Here is an 11734-nt window from a genome sequence, read left to right as displayed (position 1 = left end):
TCCCGGCGAGGAAATCGCCGCCGCGAAATGGTGGCGGCCGTCGCCGCCGGGCCTGTAGTCTCTGTTCACGGTGATGGATCCCGCCGGAACAGCACGCACGTCAGGTGCGGCTGTTCGAACCGCCGCCTGGCTAATGGTTCCTACCTTTGCTGATCCGAAGGTAGGTGAGCCGTGCCCGCACCCCGCAACCTCGTCCTGCTCCGTCACGGCCAGGGCGTCCCGAACGGTCGGGCCCGGGAGGGCATCCGGACCGCGTCCGCGACCGCCGGGCTGATCAGACCGAATCGGGCGGCCACCGGGAGCGAAACCTTCGATGCCCTCGCTGCCGCCGTCGGGGGAGGCTTCGTGCAGCTGAAATCCGGGGCGCCGGCCCGCCGTGAACGTGTGGCCAAATACAATCGGCTTCTGGAAATCACCGACGAGTACCCGTCCCTGCCGTACGGTCCGACCGGGACCTACCTCAACGATCCCAACGAGCCGACCCCATGTATCAGGAGCGCCCATGAATGAGCCCGACAACGAGACCCGGGCCGCCACCGGACCCGTCGCCTACGTCCCGCGGAAGATCACAGGACCGGTGCTGATGGGTGTGGTGCCGGGGCAGCCCCTCGCGGTCGCGCACCGGGCCGCGGAACTGGCCTTCAGCCTGAACGTCGAGCTGATCTGCGCCTACGTGGATGTCACCACCTACCTCGCCGAAGAACCCGACGGGCGGGTCGAAGCCCGGCCGATTGATCCGGACGGCGTCGACGACGACATCGAAGGCATCAGCGCTGGCATCGCCGAACACCTCCGGGAGGCCCTGGGCGGGACCGGGATCCGGTGGTCCTTCCTGACCCTCGCCGGGGAACCGGCACGGGCCCTGGGGCGGCTCGCCGAGGCCAGGGACGCGTCCATCATCGTCGTGGGCACCCGCGAACGCGGTTTTGGGGCCCGGTTCGAGGAGTTGCTGGTCGGTTCCGTGGCTGTCCATCTCACCCACCGTCAGCACCGGCCCGTGCTGGTGGTCCCGCTTGCTCCCCAGCCCCGGCACCATCCGAAGGAAGGCCGCTGATGGAACCGCCCGCCCCCGAGGCAGCGGCAGCAGCCGGCTCTTCCGGAAGGACCGACGCCGCAGACGCGGGGACGCTGGGTGCGGCACGCGCCCACCGCCCTGTGCACCTGCACCCGGGGTTCGTGCTGGTGGTCATCGCCGGGGGTGTGTTTGGAGCCTTGGCCCGTTTCGGGCTCAGCAGCGTCCTGCCGTCCCCGTCCGGCTGGCCGCTGCCCACCCTGATCATCAACCTGACCGGCGCGTTCCTGCTCGGCGGCCTTTTGGAGGCCTTGGTCCGCCGCGGTCCGGACGCCGGGAAGCTGCGGATCATCCGGCTGCTTGCCGGTACCGGTTTCATGGGCGCGTTCACCACCTACAGCACCCTGGCCCTGGAAACGAATGCCCTGCTTGGCGCAGGACGCACCGCCGATGCTGTGCTCTACGTGACAGCGACGCTGATCGGCGGCGCCGCGGCAACAGTGGCCGGGATCCGTGCCGCCGTCGGACACCACCGCAGGAAGGCCGCCCGGCACCGGGACGCGGACCTGCACACCGGCCGGCAACAGCCCAACAAACCCGGGAGGAACCGGTGAACACCCTGACCATTGTCTTGCTCGGACTCGCCGGCGGACTCGGCGCCGGGACCCGCTTCGTGGTGGACGGGCTGGCTAGATCCAGGCTCCGGACAGCCCTGCCTGTTGGCACCATCGCCATCAACGTCACCGGCTCCTTCCTCCTGGGGCTGGTCGCCGGCGCCGTGATCGTCCACGCGGCACCGCCCGAGCTGCAGGCCATCGCCGGCACCGGATTCCTGGGCGGCTACACCACCTTCAGCACGGCCAGCTTCGAGACCGTCAGGCTCATCCAGGCCGGCCGCACCGGCCTGGCCCTTCTGAACGGCATTGGCACCGCCGCCGCCGCGGTTGGTGCCGCGGCAGCCGGTCTGGCCGTGGCCAGCCTGTTATGAGGCCGGACACCAGCCCGACCGTAGCCGGGAACCACCGCGAGGAGCACCATTGCCGGACATGAGCCATCAGCCCCTCGAGGCAGCCCGGGCCGGGAAGACCGGGCCGAACAGGCTCGGACCCATGGGGTTCGTGCTGACGTTCGGCGTGGTGAGCATGCTCGCCGACGTCGTCTACGAAGGTGCCCGATCCATCACCGGCCCGTTCCTGGCCACCCTCGGCGCCAGCGCGGTCATGGTCGGCTTCATCACCGGATTCGGGGAAGCCGTGGCCACGGTCCTGCGCCTTGGCACGGGCCCCCTGGCCGACAAGACCCGCAAGTACTGGCCGCTGACTATCGCCGGCTACGCCCTGACCGTGATCGCCGTCCCGCTCCTTGCTCTCGCCAGCTCCCTGTGGCAGGCAGCTGCGCTGGTCATCATGGAGCGGTTCGGCAAGGCCGTCCGCACGCCCGCAAGGGACACCATGCTCTCCCACGCCGGGGCGGACATGGGCCGGGGAAAGGCCTTCGCTATCCACGAAGCCCTCGACCAGTCCGGCGCCCTGCTGGGCCCGTTGCTCGTCGGACTGATGATCGCCGTCTCCGGCTACCAGCTGGGATTCGGCGTTCTGGCCGTCCCCGGCGCGCTCGCTCTCATCGCCGTGCTGCTGCTCCGCCGGGCCGCCCCGGAGCCAGGACGATATGACACCCATGCCATCAACGAACCCGTGGCGGCCACCGGCCTGGCACCGGCACGTGTCCCGTTGCCAGCCCGCTTCTGGTGGTACAGCGCCTTCACGGCCATATCGATGTTCGGGTTCTCCACCTTCGGTGTCATTTCGTACCACCTCGAAGTCCAAAAAGTTTTGCCCTCGGCGCTGATACCGGTCACCTACGCCGTCTCCATGGGCGCAGCGGCGCTGGCCGCACTGGCCTCCGGGGCGCTCTATGATCGGATCGGGCTGCGCGGGCTGCTCATCGCCCTACCGCTTACCGCCGCCGTCCCCTTCCTGTCCTTCACGGCCACCCCGGCCCTCGTCTGGGCCGGGGCCGTGGTCTGGGGAGCGGCCTTGGGAATCCACGAATCCACCCTCCGGGCCGCGGTCGCGGACCTGGTCCCGACTGCGCGACGCGGGACCGGATACGGCATCTTCACCGCCATCTACGGCCTCGCCTGGCTCGCCGGGTCAACCATCATCGGCGCCCTCTACACGGCGTCGTACACCGGACTCATCACCTTCACCATCGGTACCCAAGTTGTCGCGCTCATCGCCTTCATCCCCCTGTTGGGCAGCAAAGCCGGCAAGGCGAGCGAACCGGCCGAACCCGGTAAGAGCTGAGCCAACCCGAACACGGCGAAAGGGGCCGTGGATCGTGACGAATCAGGTGTGATGATCCCGGGCCCTCAGGCGCTGGCGGGCCTATCCCGCGGACGGTTTGGCCGACAGCGCCGGCAGCACATGGTCCGTCAGCAGCGGGGCGAGGTCGCCGGGCAGTTCGCCTGCCAGATCCAGCCAGCGGATCTCGGCAATTTCCGCCGACGGCCGGGCGCTCCACACTCCCGGAGCCGTGAAGACGGTGGCCTCGATCTGCGTGGCCGCCTCGTTGGCGGCGTCCGCGAGCCAGCAGCCCAGCAGGTCCAGCCGGTCCGCGGCCAGGACAATCCCGACTTCTTCCCGGAGCTCGCGCACCGCCGCCTCCGCGGCGCTTTCGCCGGCCGCGGGTTTGCCGCCGGGGTGCATGAACTTGTCCGTGCCCCTTTTCCGGACGGTCAGGAGGCGTCCGGCGTCATCGAAGACGCAGACGGCGGAGACGACGATGCGGGGGTTCACCCTGAAAGCCTAGCGTCCGGCGCTGGATCGAAGTTCGTGTCCGCTGCGGCGTCCAGCCGGCGCAGGACCGACTCCAGCAGCTGGTCCTTGGCCGGCCCGGTGACGTCCCAGCGGTAGCCGCATTCGTCGGGCCCGGCCACGGTGTAGGTCACGCGGTACGTGTCGGGGTCGCACCAGTGCACGTCCCGGTTGGCCTGCCCCGCAAAGCCCATGCGGTGAAAGGGACGGCCGTCCGGGAAATACACGTCCAGAACAGCCGGCGTGTCCGCCGGCCGCAGCAGATATTCCCGGCTCGCCGGCGCGGTGAACGGCGTGCCGTCAAAGGAGGCCCAGCGGACGGTGCCTTCTTCGCGCCAGTGCAGGCCGCCGTCGTCGTCGGTAAAACGGACGACGCCGGTGAAGGTACCGCGGGTTCCGGTCTTGCGGTCCAGCAGCGCGCGGTCGACGGACCAGGAGCCGCGCAGGTAGGCGCGGAGGTCAAAGTCCGGAGCCGAATCCGGGGTTTCTTCCGGGGCAGGAAAGTTCAAGTGCCCTCGATTGGAATCGAACCAACGACACCGGCTTTAGGAGAGCCGTGCTCTATCCACTGAGCTACGAGGGCGGGCATCCGCGGCCGGCCACTGGCCGGCCCAGTCGGACACGGATACAAGCATACAAGGTGAGCGGGGGTACTACGCTCGTGGCATGACCGCAGGAACCACCGAACTTTCCGCCGGAGCCATCTACTACCCGGATGTGGCCGCCACCCGGTTCTACGTCGGAGCCCTGGCGAAGCTGAGCGTGCTGCAGTATTTCGTGGCGGAGTCTGCCGTGATCGGCGCCTGGGCCGGAGCGGACCCCTACAGCCGCCGCACCGGCTACATCAGCGACCTCGGCGCCTCGGCCTGCGGGGACTTTTCCGGCCGGGACGTCTGCTCGCCGGCGCACGTGCTGATGAACGCGTCCTTTGTGGTCCAGGGTCTTGGCATGATTGTCGGCGCGCTCCTGCTCGGTTCGGCACTCCTGTGCCTTGCCGCGCGGCCCGGTGTTCCGCTCACGCGGGGCGCCGGCGGGCCGGACCAGGCGCGTGGGAATACAGGCCGGGCGCAGAACCCGGCGCGCTGGAGCGCGGGCGTGGCCGCCGCGGCTGCGGCACGGCTGTTGACCGGCACCGCAGGCGTGGGCACCGTCATTGTGGGGTTCGTACCCGAAAACACCGGATCCCCCTGGCACGTGGCCGGTGCCCTAATGTACTTCGCGGCCGGCGCCCTGGCCCTCCTGGTGATCGGCTGGCTGTGGCTCAGGCAGACCCCGCTGGGGTGGCTCATCCTGGGTTGCGGCGCGGTGTCCCTTGCGGCGCTCGTTGCCGGCGGCGTGACGGGCATGCATGTGCCGGAACCTGGCACGCTGGAGCGGCTCATGGGCTACCCCATTACGGTGGGCGTCGCGGCGGCCGGCCTCGTCATCGCCCAGCGGGTCCAGCATGAGCGCACGCTGCGCAAGCGCGCCCGGGCCCGGACCCGCTGACGCTGACGCTGACGCGGGCCGGGCCCGGACCCGCTGAACCGGACCTTCTAGGGCGCCGGAGCGGACGCCGTCGTGCTCGGAGCCGGAGAAGCGGCCGTCGCCGACTTGGCGGCCATGATTTTCAGCAGTTCTTCATCGCGGAGTTTGGACCACGGCGAGTCTGGTGATCCCTGCAGCGAAGCTTCGGGGCTGTCGGTCTGGGTCCACCACTTTGCCTCAAAGACCCTGCCCTCGAAGAGCACCCGGTCGCCCTTGCGGTAGACCGTGCTGGGCTGCCACGCCGGTGCCGTGCCGGCCGGCGCCGTGAGCTGGGGCGTGGGCTTGTCTCCGGCCAGGACCGGACCGATGATGCGCCACGGGGTCGCTGTGCCCTGGAGTACGGGATCGTCCGGGGTGTCGGCGCGCGTCCACCACTTGGCCTCGTACACGTTGGAATGCCACACGATCCGCTCGCCCGCGTTGTACGCGGCGTTCTCAGACCACACGGGGTACGGGCTGGTGGAGGGGTTATCGCTGACGGCAGGGACCGGCGTCGGCTGAGCGGCGCTGGCCGGCGCGGCCGCCGGGCTCGCCATCACCCCGGCGCCGAGGACCGTGGCGAACGATGAGCCGCCTTGGTCCACCCCGCTGCAGCCATCGGAGACCTTCGTGACGTCGGGGAAGTTCTGGCTGCAGGTACGGTCTCGGTTCAGGGACCACATCGACAGGCGGCCGATGCCCTTTGCACTTGCGTAGGCGCTGAGATCCTGCGCGTCGTTGAGCGTGAAGATTTCGCCGGCGACGTCGTTCTGGCCGATCATCGGCGTCAGGCCGACCTTGCGCCATACCGTTTCGCTACCGAGTTCACTGCCGGCTGCCCGGTACAGGCCCGTCAGCTGGCGGTGGGTGGCTTCCGCGGCGGACACCGCGTTCTCGTACATCGAACGACCCGGCAGCTTGCTCCCGCCGTAGTCCATGGTCATCGCGTTGACCCCGGCGAGGTCGACGCCTGCAGTGATCATGTGCTTCACGGCGTCGCTGCCCGCGGTTGTGAGGCCGTTGGGATCCGCCGGCAGCGTCAGCCACACGCTGAGTGCCTTTCCGTCGCGCTGGCGCTCGTGCTGGAGCGCCGCGATGGCCGTCGCACGCCGTTCCAGGGCCGCAGGGTCTGATAGGGCCTGGCCTTCGACGTCCAGATCGATGCTGCTGACGTTGTAGCGGTCGACGACGCTCCGGTAGGCCGACGTCAGCTTCGCGGAATCGGTGCAGGCGACGGCGAGTTCCTGGTTGGTCAGCCCACCGAAGGAAACGGCCACGCTCCCGCCGAGCTGCTGCAGCCGTGCCACGCGCCGGTCCAGGTCCAGCGAGTTCGCTGCCTCGGCGAGGGAGTAGGCGGCGCCCCACGACGGCGTGCACGGATCCTTGGGATCGGCGACCACGAAGGACAGCACGACCTTCTCGGCTGCCTTGGAAGCCGGGGCCTCGAAGGCATACCGCGGCGTGGCCGTGACGTCGACATATCCCGAAAAGACGGACGGGATGCTCTCAGCCGCCCGGACATCCTGGAAATTGCCCCACGCGGCGACGCCGCCGGCGGCGACTGCCGCGACGGCGCCGATGAGTACGCCCAGCCGGACCAGCGACAGCTTGCGGCCTGGGAATCGTTCGGACACAGGGCCCCCCTTGTGTGTCTTGCATGGAGCAGCCGGGCATGCGCCGGCCGCCGGTATCAGCGCGCGCATTTGCCGGAGTGTCTGATGTCCGGCAAGCGTCTGACCTTGCATTATCATAAGGGCACTCACCGGAACATTCCGGTGCGGCGTGCGGGTTTTGCCGTAGGCGCGCGCCAATATGCCGACTTTGCAGTCTTATGGGGACTAATGCCAGATCAGCTTGTCTTGCCGCGCGTAGAAGCGGAAAGCGTGACTTCCGAACAAAAGGGTGCGGTCCGGCGCCGTCAATGGGGGGCTGAGCGGCGTTCCGAGCCGCTCTCAATTGTTCATCCGAGGCCGTCCAGGCGCAAAATAATCCTTGGCCGGCTAGGAATTCTCACCACGTTGGCTGCCTGGGTTACCTACCTCATTTCCACCATTCTGAAAGAGCTCGCGGACAACCCGAATGCCGGCTTCAGGTTTCAGTTTGAGACGATTTCCTATCTTGTCGTCGTAACATTCCTGACGTTTTCGGCCCTCATGTATCTTCTGGCCCGGCAAGGGGCCCTTTATCGTTTCCGCGATCATTCCAGGGTGCCCCGCGGCGAACTGGACCGCCACTTTGCCGAATACTCCGAGGGCATCACGGTGCTGGTGCCCTCCTATGCCGAAGAACCCCAGGTGGTGCGCGCCACGCTGTGGTCCGCCGCCCTGCAGGAGTTCCCGGATCTCAAAGTTGTGCTGCTCCTCGATGACCCGCCGCACCCCGCGGACCCCGGCGATCGCGCCCGGCTGGACACGACCCGCGCGTTGACTGCGGAGATCTCCGCCGCACTCAGCGCCCCGGCCGCCCGCGTCAACACCGCCCTGGCCGAATACCGACGTCGGCAAAAGACGCCCGCGGGCCCCGAGGGGCGCGAACTGGAGTTGCTGGTCTCCGAATACGAGGCAGCCGCCGAATGGCTTGAAGCGATGGCGTCCGCCGAAAAAGTTGAGGACCACGTCGACGAGTTCTTTGTCGACCTCGTCCTCATGGGCCTGGCCCGCGAACTGAGGCTCGTGCTCCTGGGCCTGAACGCCGCGTCAGTGCAGCAGGCATCGCTGCCGCTGTCCCGGATCGAAGAGCTGTACCTCCGGCTGACCTGGATCTTCAACGTCTCCACCGAAACATTCGAACGCAAGAAGTACGCGAGCCTTTCGCATGAGGCCAACAAGGCCATGAACCTCAACGCCTACATTTCGCTCATGGGCCACACCTGGAACAAGGAGACCACCGCCGACGGCGTGGTGCTCCGGAAGGTGGCCGCCGACGTCGCCCCTGACGAGCAGGGCCAGGTCATGGCAGTCCGTGACACCACCTACGTGTTGACGCTCGACGCCGACTCCCTGCTTCTGCGCGACTACTGCCTCCGCCTGGTCTACTTCCTGGAATCGGCCGGCAACGAGCGCGTGGCTGTGACGCAGACGCCCTACTCCTCCTTCCGCGGCGCCCCCACCCGCATCGAGCGGGTTGCGGGAGCCACCACCGACCTCCAGCACATCCTGCACCAGGGCATGAGCTATTACGGTGCGACGTTCTGGGTGGGCGCGAACGCCGTCATCCGCAAGCGCGCCCTCGAGGACATCGTGGAGGTGGAAACCAACGGGGCCTTCGAAATCCGGACTTACATCCAGGACCGCACCGTCATCGAAGACACCGAATCCAGCATCGACCTCGGCCAGCACGGCTGGACCCTGGTGAACTACCCGGAACGGCTCAGTTACAGCGCCACCCCTCCCGACTTCGGCTCCCTCGTGGTCCAGCGCCGCCGTTGGGCCAACGGCGGCTTGCTGATCCTGCCCAAGCTGTGGGCCCAGCTCCTCCAGCACCGGTCCGACCGCCGCAAGATCCTGTTCCGGGAGGTGCTGCTCCGGGTGAACTACATGGCCTCCATCGCCTGGGCGAGCTTCGGCCTGGTGTTCCTCCTGGCATACCCGTATGACAGCCGGCTGCTGAGTCCGATCGTGTTCCTCGCGGCCCTGCCCTACTTCCTGGCCATGGGCAGCGACCTGCGCGACTGCGGGCACCGGTTCAGTGACATTTTCCGGATTTATGGCTTCAACCTCGTCCTGCTGCCGGTGAACCTGGCGGGCGTGCTGAAATCGCTGCAGCAGGCCGTCACCGGCGACAAGATTCCATTCGCCCGCACCCCGAAGGTCAAGGACCGCACCGCGGCCCCGGCCATCTACGTCCTGACGCCGTACGCGATTGTGGCGTTCTCGCTGCTGACCGTGTGGCGGGACGCCCAAGTGGGCAACTGGGGCAACGTGGCATTCGCCTCCCTGAACGCCGTCCTGGCCGCAGGCGCCATCCGCGCCTACATCGGCGTCTTCAATTCCGCCGTGGATGTTTTCCTCGGGATGGTTAACTGGCTTTATGTCAGTCCCCGCCCCAAGAAGGTGAAGGAGAGCCCCGTGATTGCCAAAACAGCCGAGGAAGTCGACTGGGAAACGATTCTCTATCACGGCGACCGCCGGCTGAACCGGGACCTCCGGGGTTCCGCGGACCGCCGCCGTCGAATTGCGATCCGATGACGCTCGAGGCCCTGGCCGGCCACGGCGAGCGGCTCCCGGACGATGAAACCGGCGCCGCCCAGGGTGCGGCGGTGATGGCCGAAGCGGCGGTGCCTTCGGAAGTGGCGGTGACGGCCGGCTCGCCTGCCGCGGACAGCGAAGCGGCCGCGATGCCGGAGACGACTGCCACACTGGAGACAGCAGCGGCCCTTACGGCGGCCGCCGCGATGGCGACGGCCGCGACGCTTGCGGCACCCCCGGCGTCGGAAGTGCCGGCGTCGGAAGTGCCGGCGACGGACGGGCCTTCCGCGGACGCCGGTGCCGCCCGGGACCCGGCCGGGGACGCGGCCCGCGCCATAGGCGTACGGATGATCGACGGCGCCATCATCGAGGTCCTGCTGCCCCCCAACCAGGAAATCGAGGGGCCCGAAGCGCGTATTGCCGGTGAGGCCGTCCGTGCCCTCGCCGCGGGCCGGCGGATGCCGGTGCTCCTGGTGATTACCGGCGTCGTCGGTGTCAGCGTCGAGGCCCGGCAGGTCTACACGGGATCCATCGCGGCGACGGCGTTCGCCCTGGTGGGCGAGAGCCCGGTGGACCGGGTCATTGCCCACTACCTCCTGCGGTCCAGGAGCGAAACGATTCCGGCACAGTTCTTCAGCTCCGAATCCGCGGCCGTCGAATGGCTAAGGCAGTACGTCCGTGACGAGTGAAGCGCCGGACCCCAGGCTGCATGCTCTCGTGGAGGGCATTGTGCGCATCGCCGGCGGCGATCTGAGCACCAGGATCCCGCACTCAGGGGCCCGGGACGACGTCGCCGCCGTCATTGCCGGCATTAACCTGATGGCTGATGACCTGCAGACCATTTACCAGGAGCTGGAGGAGCGCGTCGAAAGCCGCACGGCGATGCTGCGTGAGGCCCAGGTCGAGCTCGAACGCATGGCCCTGACCGACCCCCTGACGCAACTTGCCAACCGCACAGCACTCAACGCGGTTCTGAGCCATGCCCTGGCCGAGTCCTCGCGGGGCGAGATGCCGCCGGCGCTCCTGATTCTTGATCTCGATTCGTTCAAGGGCATTAACGACACCCTGGGGCACAGCGCCGGCGACGACGTCCTGCGGGTGATCGCGCGGCGGCTGGAGGGCGCCGTCCGCGAAACTGACACCGTGGCCCGGCTCGGGGGCGATGAATTCGCGGTCATGCTGCCCAAGTCCAATCTGGTCCGCGCCCGCCGGGTGGCGAACAGGATCCTCGCCGCGCTCAACGAGAGCCTCGACGTCGGGGACCTGAGAATTACATGCGGAACGAGCATCGGCCTGCGGATCGCGGAGCCCGGACAGTCCGTCGATGACCTTGTGATGGAAGCCGACACGGCCATGTACGCCGCCAAGGCCCAGCCGCACAGCAGCATCAAAGTGTTCGAACCGGCCCTGCTGTACGCGCGCCGGCTGCAGAGCGTCATGATTACGGAAATGCGCGAAGCGATCAGGGAAGACCAGCTGACCCTGCACTACCAGCCGGTGGTGGACCTCGCCACCGGCAGGATCGAAGGCGTGGAGGCGCTGGTCCGGTGGAACCACCCCGAACGCGGTCTGCTCATGCCGGACAGCTTCATTCCGCTGGCCGAGGAAACCGGCATGATCGTGGATCTGGGCCACTGGGTGCTGCGCAATTCCGTGCGTCAATTGCGGCAATGGCAGCAGGAACAGCAGGTGGACAGCACCTTCAACGTCCGCGTCAACATTTCCACCACCGAACTGCAGAACCTCGAACTGATCGAACATGTCCGGGACATCCTGCGGGAGACCGGGGTGGATGCGTCAAACCTGATCGTGGAGCTGACCGAGTCCATGGCCGTCAACGGCGGGGATGTGGACCAGTATTCGCTCAACGGCCTCCGGCGACTCGGCGTGCAGCTTGAGATCGATGACTTCGGAACCGGCTATTCCTCCATCAGTTACCTGCGCAAGCTGCCCGTCAACGTCGTCAAGATCGACCGGAGCCTGATCAGCGGCCTGGGCACTGACGAGCAACAGCGGGACTTTGTGGCCGCGGTGCTGCATCTCATTCACGCCTGCGGCCTCAAAGCCCTGGCCGAGGGCATAGAGACAGCGGAACAGGCCGAGATCCTGCGCGAGATGGGTTGCGGCAGCGGCCAAGGCTACTACTTTGGCCGGCCCGCGCCGGCTGCGGATATTGCGGCGTTGATGAGCCGGCGGACGTAGGGGTTTGGGCC

12 protein-coding genes, 1 tRNA gene and 1 riboswitch are annotated in these 11734 nt (G+C 67.8%); of the genes, 9 read left to right on the top strand and 4 right to left on the bottom strand.

Going from position 1 to position 11734, the window contains the following annotated elements:
• Nucleotides 1–60: 60 nt before the first annotated feature.
• A riboswitch (Fluoride riboswitch) is annotated at nt 61–150 on the top strand.
• Between the two features lie 21 nt (nt 151–171).
• Genes C9424_RS11400 through C9424_RS11380 form a run of 5 tightly spaced genes read left to right on the top strand, consistent with a single transcriptional unit; the run spans nt 172 to nt 3318 of the window.
• Nucleotides 172–510 (top strand): hypothetical protein, encoded by a 339-nt coding sequence (locus C9424_RS11400; RefSeq protein WP_116766954.1) that lies wholly within the window; start codon nt 172–174, stop codon nt 508–510.
• Nucleotides 503–1054, top strand: coding sequence for a universal stress protein (locus C9424_RS11395; protein ID WP_116766953.1), 552 nt, complete (start codon nt 503–505; stop codon nt 1052–1054). Before C9424_RS11400 ends, C9424_RS11395 begins: the two co-directional genes overlap by 8 nt.
• The gene (locus C9424_RS11390; protein ID WP_116766952.1) at nt 1054–1626 is read left to right on the top strand and encodes a fluoride efflux transporter FluC; all 573 of its coding nucleotides are present in this window, start codon (nt 1054–1056) and stop codon (nt 1624–1626) included. Before C9424_RS11395 ends, C9424_RS11390 begins: the two co-directional genes overlap by 1 nt.
• Nucleotides 1627–1631: 5 nt before the next feature.
• A complete protein-coding gene (locus tag C9424_RS11385) occupies nt 1632–2000 on the top strand; it encodes a FluC/FEX family fluoride channel (protein ID WP_202615841.1) in 369 nt (122 codons plus the stop codon).
• Between the two features lie 58 nt (nt 2001–2058).
• Nucleotides 2059–3318 carry an MFS transporter gene (locus tag C9424_RS11380; protein ID WP_116766950.1) on the top strand — a complete coding sequence of 420 codons (1260 nt, stop codon included), beginning with the start codon at nt 2059–2061 and terminating at the stop codon, nt 3316–3318.
• Nucleotides 3319–3399: 81 nt separating this feature from the next.
• On the opposite strand, the gene C9424_RS11375 is transcribed toward C9424_RS11380, so the two are convergent.
• From C9424_RS11375 to C9424_RS11365, 3 genes are all read right to left on the bottom strand, one after another.
• The gene (locus C9424_RS11375; RefSeq protein WP_116766949.1) at nt 3400–3810 is read right to left on the bottom strand and encodes an NUDIX hydrolase; all 411 of its coding nucleotides are present in this window, start codon (nt 3808–3810) and stop codon (nt 3400–3402) included.
• Entirely contained in the window at nt 3807–4337 is a 531-nt protein-coding gene (locus C9424_RS11370; protein ID WP_116766948.1) for a DUF6314 family protein, read from the bottom strand. The genes C9424_RS11375 and C9424_RS11370 overlap by 4 nt, the downstream gene beginning before the upstream one ends.
• A 1-nt stretch (nt 4338) precedes the next feature.
• Nucleotides 4339–4411 (bottom strand) — tRNA-Arg (locus C9424_RS11365).
• Between the two features lie 83 nt (nt 4412–4494).
• Between C9424_RS11365 and C9424_RS11360 the strand changes: the two genes are divergently transcribed.
• Entirely contained in the window at nt 4495–5316 is an 822-nt protein-coding gene (locus C9424_RS11360; protein ID WP_116766947.1) for a DUF998 domain-containing protein, read from the top strand.
• Nucleotides 5317–5363: 47 nt separating this feature from the next.
• Here C9424_RS11360 and C9424_RS11355 read toward each other — a convergent pair whose 3' ends face one another.
• Nucleotides 5364–6968, bottom strand: a complete 1605-nt coding sequence (locus C9424_RS11355) for a chitinase (protein WP_237563411.1) — start codon at nt 6966–6968, stop codon at nt 5364–5366.
• 207 nt (nt 6969–7175) lie between these two features.
• Here C9424_RS11355 and C9424_RS11350 point away from each other — a divergent pair, with 207 nt between their 5' ends.
• Genes C9424_RS11350 through C9424_RS11340 form a run of 3 tightly spaced genes read left to right on the top strand, consistent with a single transcriptional unit; the run spans nt 7176 to nt 11723 of the window.
• A complete protein-coding gene (locus tag C9424_RS11350) occupies nt 7176–9521 on the top strand; it encodes a glycosyltransferase family 2 protein (protein WP_442862029.1) in 2346 nt (781 codons plus the stop codon).
• Nucleotides 9518–10210, top strand: coding sequence for a DUF7793 family protein (locus tag C9424_RS11345; RefSeq protein ID WP_116766946.1), 693 nt, complete (start codon nt 9518–9520; stop codon nt 10208–10210). Before C9424_RS11350 ends, C9424_RS11345 begins: the two co-directional genes overlap by 4 nt.
• The gene (locus C9424_RS11340; RefSeq protein ID WP_116766945.1) at nt 10200–11723 is read left to right on the top strand and encodes a putative bifunctional diguanylate cyclase/phosphodiesterase; all 1524 of its coding nucleotides are present in this window, start codon (nt 10200–10202) and stop codon (nt 11721–11723) included. The genes C9424_RS11345 and C9424_RS11340 overlap by 11 nt, the downstream gene beginning before the upstream one ends.
• Nucleotides 11724–11734 lie beyond the last annotated feature (11 nt).

Origin of the sequence: Arthrobacter sp. H-02-3, from assembly GCF_003097355.1 — a bacterium.
GTDB lineage: Bacteria > Actinomycetota > Actinomycetes > Actinomycetales > Micrococcaceae > Arthrobacter > Arthrobacter humicola.
Note: the sequence above shows the minus strand (reverse complement) of the source record. Positions and strands in the feature narration are given on the sequence as shown.